This is a genomic window from Rhodococcus sp. NPDC055024, from assembly GCF_053608585.1.
The window spans coordinates 270,739-296,170 of the sequence record NZ_JBSGVT010000002.1 but is presented as its reverse complement, the minus strand read 5'-3'; the positions used below and the strand labels follow the sequence as shown (position 1 = coordinate 296,170).

The 25,432-nt window shown below is 62.3% G+C and carries 26 protein-coding genes; 13 read left to right on the top strand and 13 right to left on the bottom strand.

Annotated elements, in window-relative coordinates; translation table 11 throughout:
- Positions 1 to 95: 95 nt before the first annotated feature.
- The gene (locus ACWF6P_RS07865) at positions 96 to 1,628 is read right to left on the bottom strand and encodes an FAD-dependent oxidoreductase (RefSeq protein WP_452620785.1); all 1,533 of its coding nucleotides are present in this window, start codon (positions 1,626 to 1,628) and stop codon (positions 96 to 98) included.
- 153 nt (positions 1,629 to 1,781) lie between these two features.
- On the opposite strand from ACWF6P_RS07865, the gene ACWF6P_RS07860 reads away from it, so the two are divergent.
- The 7 genes from ACWF6P_RS07860 to ACWF6P_RS07830 all read left to right on the top strand — a co-directional run bounded on the left by ACWF6P_RS07860 (position 1,782) and on the right by ACWF6P_RS07830 (position 9,575).
- A complete protein-coding gene (locus ACWF6P_RS07860; RefSeq protein ID WP_452620784.1) occupies positions 1,782 to 2,408 on the top strand; it encodes a TetR family transcriptional regulator in 627 nt (208 codons plus the stop codon).
- A gap of 192 nt (positions 2,409 to 2,600) precedes the next feature.
- Entirely contained in the window at positions 2,601 to 3,764 is a 1,164-nt protein-coding gene (locus ACWF6P_RS07855) for a steroid 3-ketoacyl-CoA thiolase (RefSeq protein WP_452620637.1), read from the top strand.
- A gap of 34 nt (positions 3,765 to 3,798) precedes the next feature.
- On the top strand, positions 3,799 to 5,979 hold the full coding sequence (locus ACWF6P_RS07850; RefSeq protein ID WP_452620636.1) for an acyl-CoA dehydrogenase: 2,181 nt from the start codon (positions 3,799 to 3,801) through the stop codon (positions 5,977 to 5,979).
- Positions 5,980 to 5,986: 7 nt separating this feature from the next.
- Entirely contained in the window at positions 5,987 to 7,189 is a 1,203-nt protein-coding gene (locus ACWF6P_RS07845; protein WP_452620635.1) for a lipid-transfer protein, read from the top strand.
- Positions 7,189 to 8,058, top strand: a complete 870-nt coding sequence (locus ACWF6P_RS07840) for a MaoC/PaaZ C-terminal domain-containing protein (RefSeq protein ID WP_452620634.1) — start codon at positions 7,189 to 7,191, stop codon at positions 8,056 to 8,058. Before ACWF6P_RS07845 ends, ACWF6P_RS07840 begins: the two co-directional genes overlap by 1 nt.
- Positions 8,058 to 8,708 (top strand): PaaI family thioesterase, encoded by a 651-nt coding sequence (locus tag ACWF6P_RS07835; RefSeq protein WP_378446788.1) that lies wholly within the window; start codon positions 8,058 to 8,060, stop codon positions 8,706 to 8,708. The genes ACWF6P_RS07840 and ACWF6P_RS07835 overlap by 1 nt, the downstream gene beginning before the upstream one ends.
- A gap of 78 nt (positions 8,709 to 8,786) precedes the next feature.
- Complete coding sequence (locus ACWF6P_RS07830; RefSeq protein WP_452620783.1) at positions 8,787 to 9,575, top strand: SDR family NAD(P)-dependent oxidoreductase; 789 nt, start codon at positions 8,787 to 8,789, stop codon at positions 9,573 to 9,575.
- A 69-nt stretch (positions 9,576 to 9,644) separates the two neighbouring features.
- Here the strand turns inward: ACWF6P_RS07830 and ACWF6P_RS07825 are convergent, their stop codons facing one another.
- Entirely contained in the window at positions 9,645 to 9,920 is a 276-nt protein-coding gene (locus tag ACWF6P_RS07825; RefSeq protein WP_452620633.1) for an SHOCT domain-containing protein, read from the bottom strand.
- Between the two features lie 188 nt (positions 9,921 to 10,108).
- Between ACWF6P_RS07825 and ACWF6P_RS07820 the strand changes: the two genes are divergently transcribed.
- Positions 10,109 to 10,282, top strand: coding sequence for a hypothetical protein (locus ACWF6P_RS07820; protein WP_452620632.1), 174 nt, complete (start codon positions 10,109 to 10,111; stop codon positions 10,280 to 10,282).
- Between the two features lie 23 nt (positions 10,283 to 10,305).
- Here the strand turns inward: ACWF6P_RS07820 and ACWF6P_RS07815 are convergent, their stop codons facing one another.
- The 4 genes from ACWF6P_RS07815 to ACWF6P_RS07800 form a co-directional block, all read right to left on the bottom strand.
- Complete coding sequence (locus tag ACWF6P_RS07815) at positions 10,306 to 11,802, bottom strand: DUF222 domain-containing protein (RefSeq protein WP_452620631.1); 1,497 nt, start codon at positions 11,800 to 11,802, stop codon at positions 10,306 to 10,308.
- 76 nt (positions 11,803 to 11,878) lie between these two features.
- Positions 11,879 to 12,394, bottom strand: coding sequence for a nuclear transport factor 2 family protein (locus ACWF6P_RS07810; protein ID WP_452620630.1), 516 nt, complete (start codon positions 12,392 to 12,394; stop codon positions 11,879 to 11,881).
- 1 nt (position 12,395) lies between these two features.
- Positions 12,396 to 13,292, bottom strand: a complete 897-nt coding sequence (locus ACWF6P_RS07805) for a TIGR03619 family F420-dependent LLM class oxidoreductase (RefSeq protein WP_452620629.1) — start codon at positions 13,290 to 13,292, stop codon at positions 12,396 to 12,398.
- Between the two features lie 10 nt (positions 13,293 to 13,302).
- The gene (locus ACWF6P_RS07800; protein WP_452620628.1) at positions 13,303 to 13,560 is read right to left on the bottom strand and encodes a nuclear transport factor 2 family protein; all 258 of its coding nucleotides are present in this window, start codon (positions 13,558 to 13,560) and stop codon (positions 13,303 to 13,305) included.
- A 4-nt stretch (positions 13,561 to 13,564) separates the two neighbouring features.
- Between ACWF6P_RS07800 and ACWF6P_RS07795 the strand changes: the two genes are divergently transcribed.
- Positions 13,565 to 13,759 (top strand): hypothetical protein, encoded by a 195-nt coding sequence (locus tag ACWF6P_RS07795; RefSeq protein WP_452620627.1) that lies wholly within the window; start codon positions 13,565 to 13,567, stop codon positions 13,757 to 13,759.
- A gap of 11 nt (positions 13,760 to 13,770) precedes the next feature.
- On the opposite strand, the gene ACWF6P_RS07790 is transcribed toward ACWF6P_RS07795, so the two are convergent.
- A complete protein-coding gene (locus ACWF6P_RS07790) occupies positions 13,771 to 15,432 on the bottom strand; it encodes a class I adenylate-forming enzyme family protein (protein ID WP_378629171.1) in 1,662 nt (553 codons plus the stop codon).
- 254 nt (positions 15,433 to 15,686) lie between these two features.
- On the opposite strand from ACWF6P_RS07790, the gene ACWF6P_RS07785 reads away from it, so the two are divergent.
- From ACWF6P_RS07785 to ACWF6P_RS07775, 3 genes are read left to right on the top strand one after another with little or no spacing between them, the layout of a single operon-like run.
- On the top strand, positions 15,687 to 17,318 hold the full coding sequence (locus ACWF6P_RS07785) for an AMP-binding protein (protein WP_452620782.1): 1,632 nt from the start codon (positions 15,687 to 15,689) through the stop codon (positions 17,316 to 17,318).
- Positions 17,315 to 18,145 (top strand): SDR family NAD(P)-dependent oxidoreductase, encoded by an 831-nt coding sequence (locus ACWF6P_RS07780; protein WP_452620626.1) that lies wholly within the window; start codon positions 17,315 to 17,317, stop codon positions 18,143 to 18,145. Before ACWF6P_RS07785 ends, ACWF6P_RS07780 begins: the two co-directional genes overlap by 4 nt.
- Positions 18,142 to 19,023 (top strand): LLM class F420-dependent oxidoreductase, encoded by an 882-nt coding sequence (locus ACWF6P_RS07775; protein WP_452620625.1) that lies wholly within the window; start codon positions 18,142 to 18,144, stop codon positions 19,021 to 19,023. The genes ACWF6P_RS07780 and ACWF6P_RS07775 overlap by 4 nt, the downstream gene beginning before the upstream one ends.
- Before the next feature lie 78 nt (positions 19,024 to 19,101).
- On the opposite strand, the gene ACWF6P_RS07770 is transcribed toward ACWF6P_RS07775, so the two are convergent.
- On the bottom strand, positions 19,102 to 19,665 hold the full coding sequence (locus ACWF6P_RS07770) for a GtrA family protein (RefSeq protein ID WP_317825746.1): 564 nt from the start codon (positions 19,663 to 19,665) through the stop codon (positions 19,102 to 19,104).
- A 65-nt stretch (positions 19,666 to 19,730) separates the two neighbouring features.
- Positions 19,731 to 20,936 carry an enhanced intracellular survival protein Eis gene (locus tag ACWF6P_RS07765; RefSeq protein ID WP_452620624.1) on the bottom strand — a complete coding sequence of 402 codons (1,206 nt, stop codon included), beginning with the start codon at positions 20,934 to 20,936 and terminating at the stop codon, positions 19,731 to 19,733.
- Positions 20,937 to 21,071: 135 nt separating this feature from the next.
- Here ACWF6P_RS07765 and ACWF6P_RS07760 point away from each other — a divergent pair, with 135 nt between their 5' ends.
- The gene (locus tag ACWF6P_RS07760) at positions 21,072 to 22,292 is read left to right on the top strand and encodes a fatty acid desaturase family protein (protein WP_317552019.1); all 1,221 of its coding nucleotides are present in this window, start codon (positions 21,072 to 21,074) and stop codon (positions 22,290 to 22,292) included.
- 4 nt (positions 22,293 to 22,296) lie between these two features.
- On the opposite strand, the gene ACWF6P_RS07755 is transcribed toward ACWF6P_RS07760, so the two are convergent.
- The 4 genes from ACWF6P_RS07755 to ACWF6P_RS07740 form a co-directional block, all read right to left on the bottom strand.
- The gene (locus ACWF6P_RS07755) at positions 22,297 to 22,965 is read right to left on the bottom strand and encodes a methionine ABC transporter permease (protein ID WP_007732650.1); all 669 of its coding nucleotides are present in this window, start codon (positions 22,963 to 22,965) and stop codon (positions 22,297 to 22,299) included.
- Positions 22,962 to 23,963 (bottom strand): methionine ABC transporter ATP-binding protein, encoded by a 1,002-nt coding sequence (locus ACWF6P_RS07750; protein WP_452620623.1) that lies wholly within the window; start codon positions 23,961 to 23,963, stop codon positions 22,962 to 22,964. Before ACWF6P_RS07750 ends, ACWF6P_RS07755 begins: the two co-directional genes overlap by 4 nt.
- Positions 23,964 to 23,975: 12 nt before the next feature.
- The gene (locus ACWF6P_RS07745; protein WP_378629183.1) at positions 23,976 to 24,833 is read right to left on the bottom strand and encodes a MetQ/NlpA family ABC transporter substrate-binding protein; all 858 of its coding nucleotides are present in this window, start codon (positions 24,831 to 24,833) and stop codon (positions 23,976 to 23,978) included.
- Positions 24,834 to 24,947: 114 nt separating this feature from the next.
- A complete protein-coding gene (locus ACWF6P_RS07740; RefSeq protein WP_452620622.1) occupies positions 24,948 to 25,406 on the bottom strand; it encodes a nuclear transport factor 2 family protein in 459 nt (152 codons plus the stop codon).
- Positions 25,407 to 25,432 lie beyond the last annotated feature (26 nt).

Below are 25,432 nucleotides of genomic sequence, written 5' to 3'. Positions count from 1 at the left end.
CGTGAGAAAGAAAGGCCGTGAGAAAGAAAGTGGGGCAGACGATTGCGATATCGGCTGCCCCACGATCTGTTGCCACACAATGTGATTGAACTACGTTACTTCGCCATGTCCTGGGCTGCTCGGTAGGAGAAGACCATCGCCGTCCCCAGTGGAACTCCGGGGCCGGGGTAGAAACGCCCGCTCAGTGACGCGCTCGTGTTGCCGGCGGCGTACAGACCGTCGACAGCGCTGCCGTCGGCGCGAAGAACGCGACCGTTGACGTCGGTGACCAATCCTCCCTTGGTGCCGAGGTCACTGAGGACGATGCGAGCTGCGTAGAACGGACCGTTTTCGATGGCCGTCAGCGCCGCATTCGCGCCGCCGTTGGGCGGGCAGAAGAATGCGTCGTACGGGTCCTCTCCGCGATGGAACTCTTCATCGACGCCCAGTTTTGCTGCATCGTTGAACTTTTCGACAGTGCTGCGCAGAGCGTCGGCCGGTAGTCCGGTCTTGGCGGCGAGCTCTTCGAGAGTTTCGGCACCCACCCAGGTTCCAGCTTCGAGATGCTTGGCCGGCGCAGTGTTCGGGATGCAGATTGCGGGCAGCCCGCCACCCTCGCGTGAGTCGAAGATCATGAACGACGGTACGGCAGAACCGTTGTCGTCGTGAGCGTCCATGGCTCGGCCGAACTGGTCGTACGGAAGCGACTCGTTGAGGTAGCGCTCGCCCGCCTTGTCGACGACGAGACCGCCGCGAACGCCGACCATGAAGGCGGCGCTGCCGTCGGGCTGCTCGACGCCGGGGCAGAACCATGCCTGATCGAGCAACGCGGTTGCGCCACCGACAGCGACACCGGCAGAGATCGCGTCGCCGGTATTGGCACCGAACGGGCCCATGCTCCAGATTGCCTTGCCAGGGGTGCCGGCCTGCTCACGCATCTCGGCGTTGCCTTCGATACCGCCCGCTGCCATCAGGACACCGCGGTTGGCCTTGATTCGCTGGGTTTCGCCGTCCGATTCGACCTCGGCCCCGACGACTCGTCCGTCTTCGACGATCAGGGAGGTGAGAACGGATTCGGTTCGAAGTTCTGCTTTGCCGGTGCTCTGGACTGCGGCCAGCAGACGGCCGATCAGTGCGCGCCCACCGATCATCGAGCCGGGAGCATGGCCTTGACCGGTGCGGTCTTGGTCCAGTTCCGGACGCACCTTGCCGGCGAGATCACCGATGTCGGCGGGATCAAGATCGAGCGGGTTGATGGAGCGTCCCGTGTCCATCCGGCCCTCGGCCTTGTAGTAGTCGGGAAACGCCCGGAACTCGAATTCGATGTTCGGGTTCTCCTCGAGGAACGCGACCACTGCCGGTGCGGTCTCGACGTAGGCGTCCTGGCGATCGGACTCGGAGTCGCCGAGCAGCGCGCGCAGATAGGTGCGTGCGTTCTCCGTCGAGTCAGGCAGTCCCGCGCGTTCCTGTACCTGGGTTCCCGGCAGCCAGATGGATGCGCCCGAGTACGCGGAAGTTCCGCCGAAGCGATCGGTTTTCTCGAGGACGATCGTCGTCAATCCTCGAGCTGCCGCGGTGTATGCGCCGGTCAGCGCGCCGCCGCCGGAGCCGACTACCAACACGTCGCACTCGGTGGTCCAGTCCTGCATCATTGCGTCCTTACTCCAAGAGGGTGGGGTGTCCACGGAATACCGCACGGAGAGAGAAGGCCATGCCAGGTCCCACTGAGCGGGCAATATGCCGAGATGGGTGATCGAGATGCGAGAATTGGCGAGGTCGTTCGCGACCGAGACACAGAATCGATGATGGGGGCGACGTTGCCGAGAATTGCCGAGGTCAGGGACGCTGCCGAGCCCAGTTCGGACGAGCAGCGGGCGCGCCATGTGCGAATGTTGGAAGCGGCTGCCGAATTGGGGACCGAGAAGGAACTCTCACGGGTTCAGATGCACGAAGTCGCCAAGCGGGCGGGCGTGGCCATCGGCACCCTTTATCGCTACTTCCCCTCGAAGACGCACCTATTCGTCGCGGTGATGGTCGAGCAGATCGATCAGATCGGCGACAGCTTCGCCAAGCATCAGGTTCAGTCGGACAATCCGCAGGACGCGGTGTACGAGGTGTTGGTTCGCGCCACTCGCGGGTTACTGCGTCGGCCGGCTCTCTCGACCGCGATGCTGCAGTCGTCCAGTACCGCCAATGTCGCGACGGTGCCGGACGTGGGCAAGATCGATCGTGGATTCCGGCAGATCATCCTCGATGCGGCCGGAATCGAGAACCCCACCGAGGAAGACAACACAGGTCTGCGTCTGCTGATGCAGCTGTGGTTCGGGGTCATCCAGTCCTGCCTCAATGGTCGAATCTCCATCCCCGATGCGGAGTACGACATCCGCAAAGGGTGCGACCTGCTCCTGGTGAATCTCTCACGACACTGACGTGACCTCGCCCCCTCGGGGGTGAGTTCGTCATAGCTTCAAAATTGAAATCAATTCTATTATTGAAGGTGTCATGGCGCCGAAGTTGCCGTTTGTGGGGGCATTGCCCTCCTATCATCAATAGAATACATTGCAAAAAAGTTGACGGTGAGCCAGCTCACCGACCGAAAACTCCACGAAGGAGCGCACATCATGGGTCATGCAGTCATCGTCGAGGCCGCGCGGACACCGATCGGACGTCGTCGCGGCGCCCTGGCGGGACTGCACCCCGCCGAGATTCTGGGAGCAGCGCAGCTCGGGGTCCTCGAGCGGGCAGGCGTCGCACCGGAAGACATCGGACAGATCATCGGCGGCTGTGTCACGCAGGCGGGCGAACAGTCCAACAACGTCACGCGTCAGGCGTGGCTGCACGCCGGCCTGCCGTACAGCACAGCCGCAACCACCATCGACTGCGCCTGTGGATCTGCGCAGCAGGCAGTGCATTTGATTTCCGGCCTGATTTCGTCGGGTCAGATCTCGGCCGGTATCGGCTGCGGCGTCGAGGCCATGAGTCGTGTGTTCCTGGGCCAGGCCAATGCGCCCGGAACGGGAAACCCGTACCCGGACGACTGGACCATCGACATGGGTGACCAGTTCACCTCTGCTCAGCGTATTGCCGAGAAGCGTGGCATCACACGCGCGGACGTCGACGCCTTCGGTCTCGAGTCGCAGCGCCGCGCAGCCCAGGCCTGGGCAGAAGGCCGTTTCGACCGGGAGATCGTTCCCGTCAAGGGTCCCGTGGTGGACAAGGAAGGCGTGCGTACCGGCGAGATCGCCACCGTCACTCGCGATGGCGGCCTGCGTGAGACGACGGCCGAAGCGCTCGCCGGGCTCAAGCCGGTTATCGAAGGCCATATCCACACCGCCGGCAACTCGTCGCAGATCAGTGATGGCGCGGCTGCGGTACTGCTGATGAGTGAAGAGCGCGCACAGGAACTGGGATTGAAGCCCCGCGCGCGGATCGTCGCGTCCGGCATGGTCGGATCCGATCCCTTCTACCACCTGGACGGACCGATCGAGTCCACCCAGATGGTGCTCGACAAGGCCAAAATGACCTTGGACGACATCGATCTCGTCGAAATCAACGAAGCGTTTGCCTCGGTCGTGCTCTCCTGGGCGCAGGTTCACGGCGCAGACCTGTCCAAGGTCAACGTCAACGGCGGTGCGATCGCGCTCGGACATCCCGTCGGTTCCACGGGCGCTCGTCTGATCACCACGGCGCTGCACGAACTCGAGCGCTCGAACAAGTCGACGGCTCTGGTCACGATGTGCGCCGGTGGCGCTCTCTCGACCGCCACCATCATCGAACGCATCTGACCCGTACTGACACTGTCGAATTGACGAGGTAGACATGACTATTGGATTGAGTGAAGAAGATCGCGACCTCCGCGACTCCGTACGGGGCTGGGCGGCGCGCCACGCAACACCCACCGTCATCCGTGAAGCTGTCGAGGCGAAGATCGAAACCCGCCCGCAACTCTGGAACGGGCTTGCCGAGCAGGGGCTTCTCGGACTGCACATCGCCGAGGAATTCGGTGGCGCCGGGTACGGACTGGTCGAACTCGCTATCGTCGTCGAGGAACTGGGACGCTCCATGGTTCCCGGTCCGTTCCTGCCGACGATAGTGCTCAGCGCTGTTCTCAGTGACGCCGGAGTATCGGGCAGACTGCCGGCGCTCGTGGACGGCAGCACTCTCGGAGCTGTTGCACTGCAGCCGGGTTCGCTCAAGATCGCGCGTCACGGTGACACTGCCACTCTCAGCGGTACGTCCAGTCAGATTCTCGGCGGTCATGTCGGCGACGTGTTCCTGCTCGCTACGGACAGCGGATTCGTGTTGCTCGAACGCGATCGTCTCGAGGTGACAGACCTGGCCAGCTACGACGTTGTACGTCGTAACTCCGAGGTCACCGTCGACGGACTAGTTCTCGCTGATGCGGAAATCCTCACCATCGACACCCAGCGTGTACTCGACATTGCCGCAACGCTGTTCGCGGCCGAGGCATCCGGCTTGGCGGACTGGGCAGTAACGACCTCAGCTGACTACGCGAAGGTGCGTCAGCAGTTCGGTCGTCCGATCGGACAGTTCCAGGGCGTCAAGCACAAGGCTGCCCGGATGCTCGCTCTCGCCGAGCAGGCACGCGTCTGCGCCTGGGATGCTGCACGTGCCCTGACGCCGGCGAACGGTGTCGGTGCCGAAGAGGCTTCTCTCGCAGCAGCCGTCGCCGGTGCAACTGCTCTGGAGGCCGGCTTCTCCGTCACGCGCGACTGCATCCAGGTGCTCGGCGGTATCGGCTACACCTGGGAGCACGACGCACACCTTTACTTGCGTCGTGCGCAGTCCTTGCGAATTCTGCTGGGTTCCACGGCATCCTGGCGTCGTCGCGTTGCCGAGCTGACCATTGCCGGCACCCGTCGCGTGCTCAGTATCGAATTGCCGCCCGAGGCCGAGGCGATCCGCGCCGACGTTCGCGCCGAGCTCGCACCGGCATTGGACCTCGAAGGTGCCGCGCAGAAGACGTATCTCGCGGAAAAGGGTTACACCGCACCACACTTCACGGATCCGTGGGGCAAGTCCGCCGATGCCGTCAGCCAACTGGTCATCGCCGAAGAACTGCGCGCTGCGAAGATCAAGCCGCACGACATGATCATCGGCAACTGGGTCATCCCGACTCTCATCGCGCACGGCAACGAAGAGCAGCTCGCCAAGTTCGTCCCGCCGTCACTGCGCGGCGACATCGTCTGGTGCCAGCTCTTCTCCGAGCCCGGCGCAGGTTCCGACCTCGCGGCTCTGAGCACGAAGGCCACCAAGGTGGACGGTGGCTGGAAGTTGCAGGGCCAGAAGGTATGGACGTCGATGGCACGCGACGCGCACTGGGGAATCTGCCTCGCCCGCACCGACGCCGACGCCCCAAAGCACAAGGGCTTGTCCTACTTTCTCATCGACATCAAGAACAGCGGTCTCGACATTCGCCCGTTGCGCGAGATCACCGGCGAGGCACTCTTCAACGAGGTGTTCTTCGACGACGTCTTCGTTCCGGACGAGTGCCTGGTCGGCGAGCCGGGTGACGGCTGGAAGCTCGCTCGCACCACGCTGGCCAACGAGCGTGTCTCGCTGTCGAACGACTCGTCTCTGGGATCGGGCGGCGAGGCTCTGCTGAGCCTGGTCGATGGACTGCCCGGTGGTATCGACGACGAGCAGCTGACGGTTCTCGGAAAGGTGCTGTGCGACGCGCAATCCGGCGGTCTGCTCGGTCTGCGCACCACACTGCGCTCGCTTACCGGCGCGCAACCGGGGGCTGAGTCCTCGGTGGCGAAGCTGATCGGCGTCGAGCATATCCAGCAGGTCTGGGACGTGGCGATGGAGTGGGCTGGTCCCAGTTCCCTTCTGGGCGATCAGCATCGGATGTCTGCGACGCAGATGTTCCTGAACTCGCAGTGCATGTCCATCGCGGGTGGTACAACCAATGTTCAGCTCAACATCATCGGTGAGCGAATCTTGGGTCTGCCTCGAGACCCCGAACCGGGAAAGTGACCCGCACATGAGCAATCGCACCTTCGTCATCGGCGTGGGCATGACCAAGTTCGAGAAGATCGAGACCCGCGACTGGGAATACCCGGACATGGTGACCGAGGCAGTCTCGAATGCCCTGACCGATGCCGGGATCAACTACGACCAGATCCAGCGTGCTGCAGTCGGTTACGTGTTCAATGCGTCGACTGCCGGCCAGCGAGCCCTCTACGAGATCGGTCTGACCGGCATCCCCATCTTCAACGTCAACAACAACTGCGCTACGGGTTCGACGGCGTTGATGATGGCGCGCGAATGGGTCCAGGCAGGACAGGCGGACTGCGCCTTGGCTGTCGGGTTCGAGAAGATGACCAAAACGGCGTTGACCGGTACCGGTGAGATGCCCAAGGTCACCACCTTGGACTCACAGCTGAAGATCATGGTCGAGGACTACGGCTTCGCCCGCTCGCCCATGACCGCTCAGCTGTTCGGTAACGCTGCCGTCGAACATATGAAGAAGTACGGCACAACCGTCGAGCAAATTGCAGCCGTGGCGGTCAAGAATCACAAGCACTCGGTCAACAATCCGTATGCACAGTTCCGCGACGAGTACACCCTCCAACAGGTTCTCGGCGACAAGATGATTCACGAGCCGCTGACGCGTTCGCAGTGTTCGCCGACTTCGGACGGCGCCGGAGCTGCCATCGTGGTGAGCGAGAAGTTCGTGCGTGAGCACGGTCTCGAAGACCAGGCGATCGAGATCGTCGCGCAGGCGTTGACCACCGACACCGAGGCGGCGTTCGCCGAGAAGTCGATGATCGATGTGGTCGGTGCACCGATGACGGCCGCCGCGGCCGAGCAGGCCTTTGCGCAGGCCGGGATCACCATCGAAGATGTCGACGTCATCGAACTGCACGACTGCTTTGCGATCAACGAGATCATCACCTACGAGGGCCTGGGGATGTGCTCGGTCGGAGAAGGCGGAAGGCTCGTCGAATCAGGCGCGACCACGTACGGCGGCCGATGGGTCGTCAACCCGTCGGGTGGTTTGATCTCGAAGGGACACCCGCTGGGTGCGACGGGCTTGGCACAGTGCGCCGAACTCACGTGGCAGCTCCGCGGGACGGCAGATGCCCGTCAGGTCGACGGCGCTCGAATTGGACTGCAGCACAACCTCGGGCTGGGCGGCGCGTGCGTCGTGACAGTCTACCGAGCTGGAACTTTGGAGAACTGATGGCTATCGATCTTGCGGTGGCATTGGCCGCCGAACCGACTGTGCGCGAAGCGTCGTGGACCGATCGCGACGTCATGCTTTATCAACTGGGGCTCGGGGCCGCCGTGAACGCGCTGGATCCTGCTGAACTCACCTGGGTGTATGAAAAGGGTCTGAAGGTACTCCCGACGTTTGCAATGGTTGCAGGCCAGGGAGTTTCGGCGGGTGTACTGCCGGCTCCGTCGATGAGCATGCCGGGAATCGACATCGACCTACGCAAGATCCTGCACGGCGGGCAGTCGCTGTCACTTCACGCCCCGATCCCGTCGACGGGTACGGCGCGTATTTCCTCCCGAGTTGCCGACGTCTGGGACAAGGGAAAGGCGGCTGTGATCGTTCTCGAGACCGCAGCGCATGACCTTGACGGGAATCCGTTGTGGACCACAGGAATGCAGATCTGGGCGCGCGGCGAAGGCGGATTCGGCGGCAGCGCCGGACCCGAAGTTGTTGCCGGGGTGCCTGATCGAGCGCCGGACAAGGTTCTGACGTCGAGTACCAGTCCCTCGCAGGCGCTGGTGTACCGACTCAGCGGAGACATGAACCCTCTTCACGCCGATCCTGCCTTCGCGAAGATGGCGGGCTTCGACGCACCGATCCTGCATGGTCTCGCGTCGTACGGGATCGTCTGCAAGGCAGTGGTAGACGGGATTCTCGACGGAGATCCGACCCGGGTGAAGAACTACTCGGTTCGGTTTGCCGGTTCGCTGTTCCCCGGCGAATCCATCACCACCTCGGTATGGCAGGACGGCAACACACTGACCTTGGCGGCGACGTGCCCCGAGCGCGAGAACTCCCCGGTTCTCACACACGCAACAATGGAGATCAACTGATGGACCTCGGTACGCACCCCACGGCAGCAACACATCCGGGCGGCACGATTCTGACGTCGCCGCCGCAGGACGCCCCGGTCGACCGGGCGACGGCAGCGGCGCGTCGCGTTGTCGACGCGATGCTGCGGACCGACCGCGGAAACGCCAATCTGGACCGGGTTGCGGAGGAGCTCAACAGCATTGCCGAGCACCTCGAGCAGCACTCGCCCGAGGTGGCCGAGCGGTTGATCGACATGTGGAACGGTGAGGGCGTGACCCGTCACGATCCAGTGACCGGTCCCGAGAACGCCATTGCGCCGCCGCTCGTCCTGGAAGGGCTCGCTGACGGTTCGGTGCAGGGAGTCGTCACGTTGACTCTGCCGTACCAGGGGCCTCCCGGTCACGTGCACGGCGGCGTTTCGGCGCTGCTGCTCGATCACGTTCTCGGTGTCGCCAATGCCTGGGGTGGAACTTCCGGTATGACAGCACAATTGAGCACTCGCTACCACCGCCCGACTCCGCTGTTCGAGCCCCTCACCATCAGCGGCAAGTTCCTTTCCAAGGACGGCCGCAAGATTCACACCGTCGGCGAGATCAAGACGGCGGACGGCGAAGTCTGCGTGTCCGTAGAGGGATTGTTCATCGACAAGACGGTGCCACGCCCCAGGTAGGGGCTTCGCCCCCGTGCGCCTTTTTGGTAGTGGGAACTACCAAAAAGGCGCACAGGGGTTCTGATGAAGGAGGCCCCCGTGGGCAAGCTCGACGGACGTGTAGCAGTGGTCACCGGTGCCGGTATGGGCATCGGTCGCGGAGTGGCAGGCGCGTTTGCACGTGAAGGTGCGGCGGTACTGGTTGCCGAGATCGACGAGGCAGCCGGTATCGAGACGGCGCAGTGGCTGCGCGACGAATGGGGCGTGGAGGCGGAGTTCATCCGCACCGACGTCACTGACAAAGCACAGGTTGTTTCCATGGTTGACCGGGCCGTCGAGCGGTTTGGACGCCTCGACATTCTGGTCAACAATGATTGGCGGACTTTCGGTTTCGCTCGGTTCGAGAAGATGACCGACGAGCAGTTGCGCGGCGGTTTCGACATGGCAGTGATGGCGGCTTTCTGGGCCATGCAGGCTGCACTACCGGAACTCGAGCGTCACGGCACGGGCCGCGTGATCAACATGTGCAGCCTCAATGGCGTCAACGCCCACATGTATTCGGTGCAGTACAACGCGGCCAAGGAAGCTCTGCGGACGCTCACTCGAACCGCCGCGCGTGAGTGGGCTCCTCGGCAGGTGACCTGCAACGTCATCTGCCCCGGCGCGCAGAGCGCCGCGTACAAGCGTGTTGCCGAAGCCAATCCGGAGAACGTGGCCGTCATGGCCGCACAGAATCCGATGGGGCGGATCGGGGACCCTCTCGACGACATCGGTCCCGTTGCGGCCTTCCTGGCGAGTGACGACAGCCGCTACGTCACCGGCAACACCCTCTTCGTCGACGGTGGTGGGCACATCAACGGTGTGCAGTGGGCGCCGACGGTTGACTGAACGACTGTCGCTGGGCTTGTGTTTCCGCCCGCCAATTCGGAGGCGGGCGGATCCATCAACCCTCTGATCTCACATTCTTGCGAGGATGTCCGCCTTTTTCTGGGCGAACTCGTCTTCGGTGAGGATTCCAGCGTCACGGAGCTGACCGAGCTTCGTGAGCTGCTCGATCGCGTCGGGTGCGGTTGTCATTGGCGGGGTTGCCGCTGGCGGTAGCGCAGGCACCGTGGGTGCCGGGTTGGAGGTGAAATGCCGGGTGCTGGCCATCGTGTGCGCACTGATGCGTGCCTGGTTTGCGACCTCGTTGATTATGTTCACCGCCTCGCGCGGACTCGGAACGTCATTCAAGATTCTCCTGGCGGCTCGCGCAGAATCCAGTGGCGTGTGGCGCGGATCCCACGAAGGGCACCGCTCCATCGCTACCCTCTGGAGGGTGGCGTGGGTACCGTCTCGAGTGGACGGCGAAACTCGTCGCCGGCGACGTAGTCTGAGTTCAGATACAGCGGGAACTCGCTTCGAAAGAGAAGAGGCTCGGGATGTCCGAATGGGTGAAGAAGGTCGAAGCTGAAGCCAGGGGGCTCCTCGCCGAGGCGGAAGAAGAGCTGACCGTCCTCGAAGGCGTCGACACCATCGATCCACTTGCTGAAGACAATCCGCCAACAGACGACGATCCAGCACCAGACGTCGACACCAAACCAACGTCAGGCTGACCCCGGCGACGCGCCTCGGCACCTCAGAACGGTGGCGGGTCGTCCCCGTAATCGATGGGTTCTCGGTTGGCGTGCGGTGAATTCCACCGCCCAGTTTGAACGTGCTTCTCTGCTCTTTTCTGAATCCGTCGGCGCTGGGTATTGCGTTCGCTCTGGATACGGGCAGCCTTGTTCTCTGCCTGGGTCCGCCGATTTCGACCACCTTGCGGCGGTATCGGCTCGAGTAGGCCGGCCATCAACCCTGCGGGCCGCGTTCGGTAACTATGCCCGGTCGGCGACATCAGTGACATCGTCCGATCCTCGTTCGACGTGAACCGCCACCGGTCGGAATGCTTGAGGCGATGATGATTGCGGCAGAACGCACTCATATTCGACTCGACTGTTTTACCGCCGCGCTTGGGGTCGCCATGATGGAACGGTTCATTGTGGTCGAGGTCGGAATTCCAGGCCGGGACATCACAATGCAGCCACTGGCAGCTGCCCGCGATGATCCGCAACCAGGTATCAAGTACTGCACCTGGCCGGTAGACAAACGCCGACGCAGCCACCGGTTCGGTGGCGACATCAGCGGGTACGCAGACCTTTCGAATGACGGCGTCTTGCGCGATGTCGCGAGCATGCTCAGCGCTGATCACTCCGTACCCGTCCAGGTGGGCGGGCTCGCCGCCACCGCGCAGAGTGGAATCAGCCATCACGACGTGGACCACGGGCCGGCGAACGACAACAGCACCCCTACGATCCTGTGGGCAATCAGCACGGTCACAGTTACACGGCAAGAACGGTGATCCGTTGGTCAACTCGAAGAGCGCGTCGGCTCGCCGTTGCTCGTAGGTTCGCGAGTCGTGTCGGCACACCGACATCGCCAACTCGCGCAACCGACCGTCGAAGGCCCGAGCCTGCTCGGCCGGAACGCTTCCCAAGATCTTGGCCATCCCGTCCTCGGCGGCACTGACCCCGACGAACCGATCGGTGAGAGCGCGACGTCGACGTTCTCGCATGCCTTCCGGGTCCACCGCCGCCACGATCCGATCGATCGCCGCCGTCAGTCGCCTTCCCGTCAGACCGGTTCCGCCGGCCACTGGCGGAGCGAGGACCTGCTCGAGCAGTAGTCGTTCGACCTCATCGATCAACTCGTCTTTCACGTTCGCCGTTGCGGAATCGATCAAACCCACGCGGTACAGATCCAACTCGCCACGCGCCATCGCCGCTCGAGTGCGATGCAAACGGGTCTTCAACGAGAAACCCAACCCGATCAACTTCCCGGCAGCTGCGCGACCCATCGTGAGCGTCGCACCGATTTCCGATTCCGCCAGCTCGTGTGCGGTCGACGACCAGGTCCCACTCGCGACATGCTCTGAGCTTCGTCGCGAAAAGAACTCGGCAACGACTGCGAGCTTGCGTTCGACCAGCATCGCCTCGCATGCATGCAGATCGGTCATGAGATCAACCAGGGCACAATCAGTTTCGGTACCGGTCAGCTGTGCTGAGATACCGAAAAGCTCCGTCGCGGGGTTGAACATCCATTGATTCTATTCGAATGCGTGTTCGAATAGAATAGATTCCTCAAATCAGTCGGAAAGGTCCGGTTCCTGAATCTCAGTGCATCTCAAGGGTTCGCCGTAATGCTGTCAGAGGATCCGAGGCATCTCGTCGCCCGCGCGGGCCAGGGCCCTCGGGGTTGACGAAGCGACCCTCGTCCGAGCGGGTCCACTCTCGTACGGCCCATCGCTCCTTGATAGCCCAACGTCCATCACGTCGCTCCATATGGTCGATGAATCGCGCACCGCTGGTGAAGTTGACCATCCCGATGCCTTCAGCGCCGCCCCAGTGAGTGGACATCGAGTATGCCTCGCTGATTGCCTGGTCGCCATGCAGTTCGACCAGATGATTGCCGATGTGGTGCATCGTGCCGCCGATCGCCGAGAGTTTCGGTGTGACCCAAGCGATGTACTCGTCGATGTTGCCGTCGAAACCGGTGTGATGGTCGACCGCATCGGGATGATAGGCGCTGCGGACGAGATCGAAGTCGAGGCGATCGATGCCGCGGCAGTATGTCAGAACCACCTCACGAATAGCCTGCTTGTCGATGAGATCCTGCAGTGCCCGGTCCATGTCACGCCTCCTTGATGTTGGACATCCAGTCGATCCATTCTGGCAATTCTTCAGCAGTGCAATCGAATAGGGCAGGTCGGAGCACGACGACGGACGCGCCGCGGTCAAACCAGTGCCGGGCCTTGTCTGCGGTTGCCGAGAGGTCGACGGACCCGTTGTCGCGTCGAACGGGTGCCGCGGACACCTGCACACGTGCGGTGTCCGGCTCGCGGTCATGGGACTCGAACGTGCTGCGCAACAACGCAACACTGTCGGTGAATGTTTCCAGATCGGTCGGGTTCACGGTCCAGCCGTCGGCAACGCGTGCGATGCGGTCGAAGTTCCGCTGACTGGGTCCGAAACCGAAGAGCACCGGTACACGGGATTGTGTCGGCAGTGGGAGGCTGTGGTAGTTCTCGAAAGCGAAGTCGCGACCCGCGAAGGTGGCCGGGGCATTGGTCCACAGTTCGCGGCACGCTGCGACAGTCTCCTCCATGCGGCCGAACCTGGCATCGAAAGGCATGTTGGTGGCGGTGTATTCGGCTTCTTGCCATCCAACGCCGAAGCCCATGACGGTGCGGCCTTCGGACAATGAGTCGAGTGTGGCAACCTGCTTGGCTAGCAGAGCCGCCGGGCGAACAGTGGCGATCAGAACCGACACCCCGAGGCGAGCGCGATCCGTCACCGCGGCGATCGCGGACAGAAGTGAGATCGGTTCGTACCAAGGGTGATCCAAAGGGAACAGGAAGTTGTGTTCGACTACCCGCTGAGCGTGTGCGTCGGCGTTGAACCCGAGATGATCGCCGGTGCAGATCAGATCGATCCCGGCACGGTCAGCGCGCTCGGCGAAGTCGAGAACCGGGCGGACCTTTCCGTCGAACAGGGCCTCGAGACCCAAAATGTTGACGCCGATCTCCACAGATGCTCCTCTACAGCGCCCGCTTGGCATGAGCGGACATGTCGCCCATGTTGTCCATACAGAAGAGTCTCGAGCTGAACTGCCACGTTCCGTCGACGCAGGTGAAGCGATCGAAGTAGCGCCCGGACAGGATAGGTTGCAGGGCAAGCGCTTCAGTACCTTGTATGACCGTGATGTACGAGAGTGCCGACGCCGATTCGCCGTCGACCGCAATCCGGGTGTTGGTCAGCAGATGTTTGGTTCGCGGAATCGGCGGATCTCCGTACATCCGAATGAATCCCGCTGCATGCTGCAAAGACGGCATCGGCGTCGGACGAAATGAGCGTGGTGGCAACTCCGTCCGGCCCGCACTGCCCGTAGTCGGACTGGGCGAACAATGCGGCGACTTCGCGCAATCTGCCCTGATCGATCAGATGCGTGTACTCACAGAGCAGGTCACGGATCGCCGACTCGGCAACGATCCGTGACAGCTCCGCGGTCATACGGTGATCTCGCGCCGAACCATCTTGCCGGTTGCATTGCGAGGCAACAGATCACCAGTGATGCGCCACTTCGACGGAACCTTGAAGTAGGACAGGCGCTCGGCGGCGTAGTCGCGCAACTCTGCCTCCGTGGTCTCTGCTCCGGGACGCAGGACCACCACAGCGGATACTTCCTGGCCGAGGTCGGGGTGCGGCATGCCGATGACAGCGCACTCGATCACGTCGGGGTGTTCGTCGAGCGTCTGCTCGATCTCGGTGGGGTAGACGTTTTCGCCGCCACGCAGGATCAGGTCGGAACGACGGCCGGTGAGACGGAGACGCCCGTTCTCGATGACGCCGAAATCGCCTGTGCGGAGCCAGCGCCCGGGCGCGATTGCCGACTCGGTAGCCTCGTCGTTCTCCCAATATCCGAGCATGACGAACGGGCTGCGTACACACACTTCACCTTCGATGCCGTCCGGCAGCCACTCGCCGAAGGGATCTCGAATCTCCATCGAGACGGTGATGATCGGACGGCCGAGAGTGCCTGGGAACTCTTCGAGTTCGGCGCCTACGGCCACTGCGATGGCGGTGCTGCATTCGGTGAGGCCGTAGCTGTCGACCAGAGCATTGCGTGCGAACGGCACCTGCTCCTTGAGTCGTTCTTTGAAAGCCGGCGACGACGGCGCGGATGCCAGCGAGAAGGAAGTCAGGGAAGAGACGTCGTACTTGGCAATGTTGCCGTGTTCGAGTAGGCGCGACGCCATTGTGGGTACCGCACCCCAGTTGGTCACGCGCTCGCGTTCGACCAGCCCGAGCACCTTGTCGACGTCGAAGCCGCCCTCGGTCAGGATGACGGCGCTGCCGGTCGCGAGACGGGGGACCACCAGATTGTGCAGGCTGGCGATGTGGAAGAGCGGGGACGTGAGCAGATAACGCAGCGGGCTCGGCTTGGAAGCGTCGTACTCACGGCCGGTGAATGCGGCGCCGATTGCGTCGCTGTAGCGGTGGTAGTCGACGACGGCCATCACGTTGCGGTGCGAGTGGAGTGCGCCCTTGGGACGACCGCTGGTTCCGCTGGTGAACAGGATGACGGCGGGGTCGTCTTCGTCGATATCGGTGCTCGGCACGTCGGAGCCTGCATACTCCGAGATCAGCGCGGGCAGATCCTCTTCCATGGTGAGGACCGTGATGTCTGCCGGCAGCTCGGGGAGAGCGGCGCCGCGCTTGGCGTCGACGACAAGAACCTTCGGACGCGAGAGCTCGATCCCGTGGGTTACCTCTCGCGGAACCCACCAACCGTTGAGACCGACCGCGATCGCGCCGAGCGCCTGGGTCGCGAAGAACGTCATGACCCACTCGGGAGTATTGGCGGCGAGGATGCCCACTCGGTCGCCTTTACGGACCCCGTACTTGTCCCGCAGGGCAGTTGCCAGAGCGGCGACGGAGTCGGCGTGCTCGGTGAACGAGATTCGACGATCGCTGGTGACGAGATAGTCGCCGTCGCCCCAGGCCCGAGATGCCGAGATGAGCTCACCGATGGCGCGACCACGGTTCTTCATCACGGGCATGACGGTGCCGAGAACCTCTTCTTCGACGATCTCGAATGGCCCACCTGGACCAGTGAGGCGTGAGACCGCCTGGTCCAGAAGCAACTGCGGATCTGCGGGGGCAGTCATGGAATGGCCTTTCGTATTGTGGCGCTTTTCACGTCACAAAATCTCACGAGAAAATCATATCTGTGGCGGCGGTTACCACTGAGCGAGACTGGGAGGGTTCCGGCTCTGAGGCGTCGATACGTTCGAGTCGTATCGCAGTTGGAGAAATCGACATTCCGATATCGACTAGGACACAGGACACGATGACGAACACCGCCACCGAAGCATCTTCGAACGCAGCGCTTGCAGCACCCCAGCGCGAGGACGTCGCGCAGATGTTGATCGACCGTCTCGGTGATCAGCACCTGGGGCTGCGGACGCGCACGCAGGACTGGAGCTGGGACGAGGTGGTGCGCGAGAGCGCAGCGCGCGGCTCGCTTGCGAAGTCGCTTCGCGCGCCTGGACCGTTTCACATCGGAGTACTTCTCGAGAACGACCCCGAGTTTCTCTTCTGGCTCGGCGGTGCGGCTCTGACCGGGGCCACGATCGTCGGCATCAATCCGACCAGGCGTGGAGCTGAACTCGAGGCTGAGGTCCGGTACGTCGACTGCCAGCTGATCGTCACCGACAAAGCGGGCTACGAGAAATTGGACGGTCTTGACCTCGGTCTGACTGAAGACCGTTTTGTCCTCGTCGACGATGCGTCCTACGTGGACAAGATTTCAGCTCACCAGGTCGAGTCACCTCAGATCGACCTCGGTGTCGACGCGTCGACCCTATTCCTGCTTCTCTTCACCTCGGGCACCACGGGAATGTCCAAGGCAGTGCGGTGCAGCCAGGGACGTTTGACGCGGTTGGCTTACGCGAACTGCGCCAAGTACGACATCGACCGCGACGACGTCTGCTACTGCTGCATGCCGCTCTTCCACGGGAATGCGCTGATGGCCCTCTGGGCGCCGGCGCTCTCGCAAGGAGCCACCGTCTGCCTCGTTCGCAAGTTCACCGCATCGGGCTTCATGCCGGACGTTCGGTTCTACGGCGCAACATATTTCACCTACGTCGGTAAGGCGTTGGGGTATCTCATGGCGACGCCGGAACAGGCCGACGACATCGAGAACACCCTTACTCACGGCTTCGGAACCGAGGCGTCGCCAGGAGACAAGGCGGAGTTCATCCGCCGTTTCGGTGCACAGCTTTTCGAGGGATACGGTTCGAGTGAAGGTGCCGGTTCGGTGGTGCTCGATCCGAACCAGCCTGCCGGCGCACTGGGCCGTCCCGCGAACGAGAACATCGTCATCGTCGATCCCGATACCCGCGAAGAGCGACCCCGCGCAATTCTCGACGAGCACTCTCACGTGCTGAACCCCGACGAAGCCATCGGCGAGATGGTCGACAAGGCCGGGTCGAAGAAGTTCGAGGGGTACTACAAGAACGAAGACGCGATAGCCGAGAAGATTCGCCACGGTTGGTACTGGACAGGCGATCTCGGCTACGTCGACGAGGCCGGGTTCATCTACTTCGCCGGTCGCAAGGGTGACTGGATCCGCGTCGACGGCGAGAATACGTCGGCCCTGATGATCGAGCACATCCTGCGTCGCCACCCCAAGGTGATTGCAACGGGTGTCTTCGCGGTGCCGGATCCGCGTTCGGGTGATCAGGTGATGGCTGCGATCGAGGTCGCCGATTTTGACGATTTCGATCCGGTCGAGTTCGCGGCTTATCTTGCCGCGCAGGCGGATTTGGGTACGAAGGCGGCGCCGCGGTTCGTTCGCGTTTCGACGGACCTGCCGGTCACAGGGTCCAACAAGGTGCTCAAGCGTGAATTGCAGGTCGACCGCTGGCGTACCGACGAACCGGTGTTCCACTGGGTGGGCCGTGGCGCCCCCGAATACACGTTGATGACCGAAGCTGACGTGGTGAATCTGGAGAAGGAGTTCGAGACACACGGCCGTTCGCGGTTCCTGTGAGTGGAGTTGCGCTGGTAACCGGCGCTTCCCGGGGGATCGGCCGAGAGTGCGCGCTTGCCTTCGCGCGCGCCGGATTCGACGTTGCTATCACTGCTCGCACCGTTCGTGAAGGAGAGGGGCGGGCTGCTCCGCGAACCAGGCAGGGCGAGCAAGTGATTCCGGTGCCCGGCAGCCTGGAGACGACGGTCGCAGAGATAGAGGCCATCGGTGTGCGAGCGTTGGCCGTCCCGATGGACCTGCTCGATCTGGCCTCCGTCCGCGGTGCTGGTGAACGCGTTCTGGCGGAGTGGGGACACGTCGACGTGTTGGTGAATAACGCCTACGCACAGACGGTCGGAAACATGGACCGGGTTCTCGACATCGAGATCGACGACGCTCAGGCGATGGTGATCGGGAATTATCTGCACCAACTCGCTCTGGTCCAGGTGATTCTGCCGTCGATGATCAAGAGTGGCAACGGCGTTGTCGTCAACCTGGCATCGGGCTCGGCCACAATGGATCCGCCTGCGCCGCCGGGGGAGGGCGGCTGGGGATTGTCCTACGCTGCCTCGAAGGCGTCGTTCGGACGTATCGCCGGGGCGATCAACTCCGAATATCGGGGCGCCGGGGTCAAGGCGTTCAATCTGAGTCCGGGATTTGTCATTACGGAATCAGGGAAAGCCCGTGGTGGCGCAGACGCGATAGTCGATGCCGGATTCGCTGCCACACCGGCATCCGTGCCGGCTGCAGCGGCGGTGTGGCTTGCAACAGATCCGGATGCGGACCGGTTCCTCGGTCGCGTGGTGGACGGTCCGAAATTGATGGCGACACTGGAGGAAACGGTATGAAGCTCGGCGTAGTCGTTCCGGTCGAATTGGGTCGAAGTGGAGACCCCGAATGGATTCTGCAATTCGCCCGTGCGGCCGAATCGTTGGGTTTCGACGAGATCTCGGCTGTGGAGCACTCGGTGGTCATCGCCGACACCGAGAGTGAATACCCCTATTCTCCGACCGGCAAGTCGCATCTTCCCGATGACTGCGACATCCCGGATCCGCTTGAACTGCTCTCGTTCGTGGCCGGCGCCACAACCACTTTGGGTCTGTCCACCGGAGTTCTGGTGCTGCCCAACCACAATCCGGTAGTGCTTGCCAAGCGCTTGGCGACGCTTGATCGACTTTCGGCTGGGCGCCTGCGCATCTGCCTCGGACTGGGCTGGATGAAGGAAGAGATTGAAGCGTGCGGCGGTGACTTCGAGCGTCGTGGCAAAGTTGCCGACGAGGCAATCGCGGTGATGCGCGCACTCTGGGCAGGCAAGGAAGCGGTTGACTTCGACGGTGATTACTACTCGTTCAAGGGTGCATACAGCTGGCCGAAGCCTCACCGCGAGTCGGGAGTTCCGCTCTACATCGGTGGACACAGTCTCGCGGCCGCGAGGCGAGCAGGCCGGTTGGGTGACGGTTTCCAGCCGCTGGGACTTGCTGGTGAAGACCTCGACAAGGCCGTTGCAGCGATGAAAGCTGCTGCGGTCAAGGTCGACCGAGATCCCGCCGACGTCTCGCTCGTTCTCGGTGCGACATTACCCAGACTCGACGAAGCAAAGCTGGACTGGGCACGCGGTTTGGGAGCCGATCGAATCGTGCTGTCCGCCAGCCGCCGTGGTACGTCGTTGGAACTGATCATCGACGAGATGGCCGAATGCTCGAAGCGGCTGGGGCTCGGAACGTAAATCCCGTACCTGATCAGGGATGGGCCAGCCCGTTCAGGAGCATCGCGCTGACGAAGGCCGCGTTGTCGGCCGGGGAAGTCAGTCGAGGGTGGTGGCGTCCGTTGTCGGTGTCTTGGCGCCAGGAGTCGCTTCGATGTCGAGAACGACCTGGCTGTCGGTGGCGTCTTCGGGGAAGACGTACCGGCGCATGGCCCACCACCGGAAGGCCGTCGCCAGCAGGGTTCCGATGATCGATCCGCTGATGAAGTCAGCGAAATTCTCCATCAGCACCGATACCTCGGGTTGACGCAGGTGGAACACGTACCTGGAGGTCCAGAGCGGTACCTGGTTGATGGCCAAACCGATACCGGCGACGATGAAGAACAGGGCAGCCTCGTGATGGCGCTGTCTACCACCGCGCTGAGCGAACGACCACTCGCGGTTCAGGACGTAGGACAGAACCGTTGCGATCAGGACCGCGAGGATGTTGGCCGTCACCGGGTGCTGAGGCAGAACCGTCCACTTGATGCCGAAGAACAGCACCGTGGTGACGATGAAGGCGATGCCGCCGACCACCAGGAACTTGAGCATTTCTGCGTGCGGCAAGACGCGCACGAGAACCCGCTCAGGAAGCCTATTGACCATCTTTTCGACAAACGCCATTGTTCGAGGCTAACCCTGAATACAGCCGACGGCACAAATCGTCGACGCACGTGTCGGCCAGATCATCAGAATCCGTACCCGAGAATTGCCGGCTTCGATGTGCTGAACGCGAAGTCGAGATTCCGGATTTCCTGCGATTCAGTTGCCTGGAGTCGGTGCGCCGCAGCAAAGGCCTTGGCCTGGTGCTCGCCGAGGTACAGGCTGCTCAGAACGTCGGCGGGCATCGTGATCGCGGGCCCGGCGTCGGTGGCCGTGCACGTGGCTTTGCCTCCCTTGACCTGAAGTGCAAAAGTTCCGCCCGCGCTCAGGAAAGGATCTTCGACCTTGATGACGGTGTCCAGGTCAGCAGCGTATTCACGAGCCTCGAGCGCCGCGGGCACGTCCATGATGCGCAGCCACAGTCGATCGGAGCGCGTCGTTGTCCGGGCAAGGCGGTAGTCCGTCAGCATCAGCCGTAGGGGATCGGCGGGATGCTGGCGTGTCTCGATCCGGGTGACGAGGTCGAGCCCGCAGATCGTGCGCCACAGCGCCGAGTGCGCATCTTCGGTGATCGTCACGAACTCGTCGATCCGGGCGATGCTGTCGCGGCCCTCGCTCGTGTGCCGGTAAGCGATGTATCCGTCCGCGTGTGTCAGAAAGAACAGTCCGGAGGCTCCGTCACGATCCTCGGACGGGTCGGCGAACATGTGATCCCACAGTGGTTGCGGACGGACCTGCGCGCCGGGAGTCTGCAGTCGCCAGCGGTCGTAGATCTCGGGAAGAAGCGTCGTGGCAGCCTTGACGTCGACAATCGACACACCGCCGTTGTCGGGCACCTCCGGGCGGAACTGCGCGAAGCGTCGGTCAAGGGTGATGCCTTCACTAACGGTGGCCGGGCCGTATCCGAAGCGGTTGTAGATGCCGGCCTCGCTGGCCGTCAGCGCTGCAAGCGGCGCGCCGGTCGACTCGATATGGGCGTGAAGTGCAGTGAACATCGAGCGTAGGACGCCGCGGCGACGATGCGTGGGGGCGACGGATACCCAGGTGATCCCGCGCGTGGGGAGTTGGCGTCCGCCGGGCACGGTGAATTCCATGTCGATCTCGATGGCCACGCCGACAGGTACGTCACCGTCGACGGCAAGGATGATGTCCTCGGGCTTGTAGAGCGCCTTTGTCAGCTCGCTGACCGCGGGAGACGGATGAAAACCGAACCCCACCGAGTCGAGTAGTTGGAGAGCCGGCCAGTCACTCTCGGTAGCGGTGCGGATGGTGATCTTGTTTTCGGGGCTCACGTATATCGACTCTGGCATAGATTGCACGAAGACGCACATGAATATCGGAGCCGACGTTTCTGCACCGACTCCCAGGGGTACCGCCCGACGGACCAGTCCTGCGGCACGGAGAAAAACCGATACGGAGAAAACACTGTGGCGATCACCGACATCAAAGAATATGCCCACCTCACCGAGGAAGACGTCGAGGCGCTCGGGCGTGAACTGGACGCCATTCGGGTCGATATCGAGGAGAAGCGCGGCGCGCACGATGCTCGATACATCCAGCGGACAATCGCGTTTCAACGCTCTCTGATGGTGGCCGGCCGCATCGTCTTGTTCGCCAGCAAGAAGAAGCCCGCCTGGATTCTGGGGACTGCGCTCCTGGGGGTCGGCAAGATCATCGAGAACATGGAACTCGGCCACAACATCATCCACGGCCAGTGGGACTGGATGAACGATCCCGAGATTCACTCGAGCAACTGGGAGTGGGACAACACCTGCCCGTCCTCGGGATGGAAGCACTCGCATAACTTCACTCATCACAAGTTCACCAACATCGTCGGTCTGGACAACGATGTGGGTTACGGAATCATGCGCGTCACTCGAGATCAGAAGTGGCACGCCGACTATCTCTTTCAACCGATCACGAATTTCGTGCTCGCGACACTGTTCGAGTGGGGTGTGGCACTGCATCACCTGGAAACGGACAAACTCCGCAAGGGTGAGGTGAAGTGGTCCGAGAAATCGGAGATGGCCAAGGACGTCGGAAAGAAGATCGCGCGGCAGGTGACAAAGGATTACATCCTGTTCCCCGCTCTGACCGGCCCGGCGTGGAAGACCACGTTGACGGCGAACGTCGTTGCGAACCTCATCCGAAATTACTGGAGTTACGCCGTCATCTTCTGCGGGCACTTCCCCGACGGTGCCGAGAAGTTCACGCTCGAGGAATTCGAGAACGAATCGCGCGCTCAGTGGTACCTACGGCAGATGCTGGGCTCCGCCAACTTTCACGCCGGCCCGGTCATGGCCTTCATGAGCGGCAACCTCTGCTATCAGATCGAGCATCACTGCTTCCCGGATCTGCCGAGCAATCGGTACTCGGAAATCGCGGTGCCGTTGCGCGACCTGTGTGACAAGTACGACCTCCCGTACACGACCGGGCCGCTGTGGAAGCAGTACGGATTGACTCTGCGCACCATCTGGAAGTTGTCGCTGCCCAACAGGTTTCTCTCGGCATCCCAGGACGACGCTCCGGAGACGCACTCGGAGTTGAAGTTCCGTATCCGAGGCGGAATCAAGGAAGTGTTCGGCGTCGATCCGCAGACCGGTAAGCGGCGTGGCTTGCGAACAGCGATCGCAATGGTCTCGAGCTGATCAGTCAGCGCTTGTGCGCCATTGAACGAACCACGAGATCACCGGTCGACTGGATTGCCTGCACCAGCACGATCAAGATCACGACTGCGACGAACAGCACCGGTGTGTTGAATCGTTGGTAGCCGTACTTGATTGCGAAGTCGCCGAGTCCACCGGCGCCGATGGCACCTGCCATGGCTGAGAAACCGATCAGCATCACCGCAGTCAGGGTTGCTCCGGCTACAAGTCCTGGAACTGATTCGGGTAGTAGCACTTTGGTGATGATGTCCTTGTCGGTGGCGCCCATGGACCGTGCTGCCTCGACGCGCCCGGAATCGACCTCACGCAAGGCGTTCTCGACGACGCGGGCGAAGAAGGGCACCGAACCGATGGTCAACGGCACGATCGCTGCCGTGGCGCCGAGCGCTGTTCCGACGATCGCCCTCGTTGCCGGGATGAGGAGGACCAACAAGATGACGAACGGCAGCGAACGGCCGATGTTCACGACGGTGCCCAGAACCGAATTGAGGACGCGGTTGGGACGGATTCCGTCGGGAGCGCTCGCGTGCAACAGAACTCCGAGCGCAATACCGATGATCACGGTGAGCACGAACGAGACGCCGACCATGTAGAGCGTGTCGAGTAGGGCTTCCCATGCTTCGCCCAGGGAATCCTGCCAGGACGTCTTGTTCATGAGAACGTCACCTTCACTCCGCGCTGCGAAAGATGTTCTTCGACAGACTTTCTTGTCTCTTCGTTGCTGGTGAGTCCGGTGTGCGAGGCGAACTCCACGCGAAGGCGACCGACCTGATGAGTGCCGATGTTCTCGATACCTCCGGAGATCACCGTGACGTCGACGTCGAGATCTCGCGAGAGTTGGGAAATCACGGGTGAGGTGGACAGTGAATCGACAAAGGTGAGGAGCGCGGGAATTCCGGTCGGGGTAGTTCGCACCGTTCCGGTCGGCAGTAGTGCCTCGCCGAGTGGCGATCCCGGGTCCGCGACCAGTTCGGTGAGAGTTCCCTCGTCGACGATGCGGCCCTGATCGATCAGAGCAGCGCGGTGACAGATCCGTCGAACCACGTTGAGTTCGTGGGTGATCAGAACAATGGTCACACCCAGACGTCGATTTAGGTCGGCGAGCAGGTCGAGGATCGAATCGGTTGTATCCGAGTCGAGGGCGCTCGTGGCTTCGTCGCACAGGAGGACATCGGGAGAAGCCGCCAAGGCCCTCGCGATCCCGACCCGTTGTTTCTGTCCGCCGGACAGTTGCGAGGGGAAGGCGTCACGTCGGTCTTCCAGGCCGACCAGCTCGATCAACTCGTCGACGCGGGCACGGCGATCTGCCCGCGAGTATCCCGCCACTTCGAGAGGAAAGGCGATGTTGGCGGCGACCGAGCGGGAGTGCAGCAGGTTGAAATGCTGGAACACGACACCGATCCGCTTGCGTGTGTCGCGCAGTTGCGCTGGGCTCAGCGCAGTCAGATCGGTGTCGCCCAACAGAATCCGGCCACTGGTCGGGCGTTCGAGCAGGTTGAGGCAGCGCAGCAGAGTCGATTTACCGGCGCCGCTCTTGCCGATGATGCCGAAGATTTCGCCGTCTTCGATTTTCAGGGACACGGAATCGAGTGCATGCAGAACTTTTGTGCCGCTGCAGTATTCCTTGGAGACCGATTCGATCGAGAAGACCATGACGGGTCTCGATCAGGTGGCGCTGGCCGGAATGACCGAGCCCTGGTAGGTCTGCTCGATGAACGTCGCGACGTCGGCGGACGTCAATGCCTCGGCCAACTTCTGTACTCGCGCATCGTTTTCGAGCGAGGTGCGTACGGTCAGGACATTGGCGTACGGGTTGCCCTCGGCCTTCTCGAGCACCAGTGCGTCCTTGGCGGGATTGAGGCCGCCTTCGATTGCGTAGTTGCCGTTGATGATTGCAAGATCGACATTTCCGTCGTCGAGAGTGCGCGGAAGCTGCGGGGGATCGACCTGGGTGAAGGTGAGTCCCTTGGGGTTGTCGATGATGTTCTTCTCGCTGATCTGCGTGATGTCCGTGCCGGGCGCGCCCAACTGCTGATCCAGCTTGATCAATCCGGCCTGCTGCAGCAGGTACAGCCCACGGGCGAAGTTCGTCACGTTGTTGGACAGCGCCACCGTTGCGCCTTGGCGTAGGTCGGCCACGTTGGTGACCTTCTTGGAGTATGCACCGAGCGGCTCGACGTGGACTTTCGCCACTGCGACCAGGTCGTCGACACCCTTCTCCTTCGACCACGATTCCTGATACGGCACGTGCTGGAAGAAGTTGGCATCGGTGTCGCCGGCTTCGAGCACCTCGTTGGCGTCGAGGTCGCCGGTGATCTCGCTGACCTCGATCTTGGTGTCGCCGAGCAGGCCCTTTTCTTCGACGAACTTCAGGATCTCGGCATGCGGAACCGAAGAAGCGACGATACGAAGGGGCGCGTTGGCGTCGGAGGAGCTGTCGCTCGAGCACGCTGCGACGGTTCCGACTGCGACGGCGGCCACTGCGAAGGCAGCGAGGAATCTTCTGGTGCGCGAGCGTGACATGTGAATCTCCAAGACATAGCCGAACGCACGCCGAGATGGCGTGACAGTTGCTGAACGCTAGCCCGGTAAACCTCCCGTGAGGAGATACAGAATCACCGCGATTTTTTCATGTACCTATTGTCCGAGCAGGATGACCGGAACGTCCTCGGCGAAATCGACTACCAATTCACGACGCGAGAACAGCCAGGTGCCGTCGACCTTTTCGAAGCTGTCCTGGTAACGGATCTCGATCCGGTTGTCCCGGTGGCCGTCGCCCCGCGGATAGATGTGGTGAGCGGAGCAGTAGGCCTCGCCGTGTGCGGTGGTGGGGCTGTCGAGGTCGAGGATCTGCTGCTCGACGATGTGCCGTGTCGAGTGCAGATGTGAGACGGCATCGACCACGGAACTGCTGACGACGGAATCTCCACGTATCTCCGTCGGTGCATCGGTTCCGTTCAGCGCCGGCGGCAAGACGAATGCGACATCGTCGGTGAAGAGAGCGGCAAGTGCGGTGGTGTTTCGGCGGTCGACGGCCTGTGCATACCTGGCGGCCAAGTCGGTGAGAGCGACGCGATCCGAGGAGTCCATGCGCATATCTCACCTTATGTGACGCCGCTCAT